Origin of the sequence: Thermus thalpophilus (genome assembly GCF_022760915.1) — a bacterium.
Classification (GTDB): Bacteria; Deinococcota; Deinococci; order Deinococcales; family Thermaceae; genus Thermus; species Thermus thalpophilus.
In genome coordinates, this window is record NZ_JAKTNS010000111.1 from 1 (window position 1) to 603 (window position 603).

Consider the following 603-nt stretch of genomic DNA (forward strand, 5'->3'; position numbering starts at 1 on the left):
GGGCGTGGCGGGAAAGGTGGCCACCACGTACCGCCACACCCATCCACCCTCGGGAAGCGGGTACCGGTACCAGGACACATAGACGGGAAACCGCAGACCCCGGAGGTACACCCGGCTCCCCTGGCGGCGCAGCTGGGAGAGGGCAAGGCCCCCCACCGTCTTGCGGTCCCGCCGCATCCCCACGATCACCTCCAGCCCCATGCCCCTCGCCCCCGCCAGGAAGCGGAGGGTGCCGAAGGCGGCATCCGCCACCACCAAGAGGCGGAAGGCTTTGGGAAGCCAAGGGGGCGGGACGGGGAACCGACCCCGCTTCGCCAGGGTGACCAGGTCCAGGACCACCAGGAGCCTGGGCTTGGGGCCTCGCCTCCTCCCCACGGGCGCGGCGGGTGCGGCGGGGGACTTGGTGGGGCTGTGCTGGGGCCTGGCTTTGCCGTGGCTTTGGAGGAGAAGGAGGAGGAGGGCTTTGAGGGAGGCTTGGAGGTGGGGGCTGGACAGGCGGGCCAGGATGGCGGAAAGTAGGGATTGGGCTGTGGTCGTCATCCTACCCGTCATAAGACGGGAACCCCACAGCCCTTTTCAATACCCCCGGTTGCATATCCTTGA

General features: G+C 68.8%; 1 pseudogene. It reads right to left on the bottom strand.

What is annotated here, in order from left to right:
* Window positions 1-540, bottom strand: a pseudogene (locus L0D17_RS13225) (transposase); the annotation flags it as partial.
* Between the last annotated feature and the right edge of the window lie 63 nt (window positions 541-603).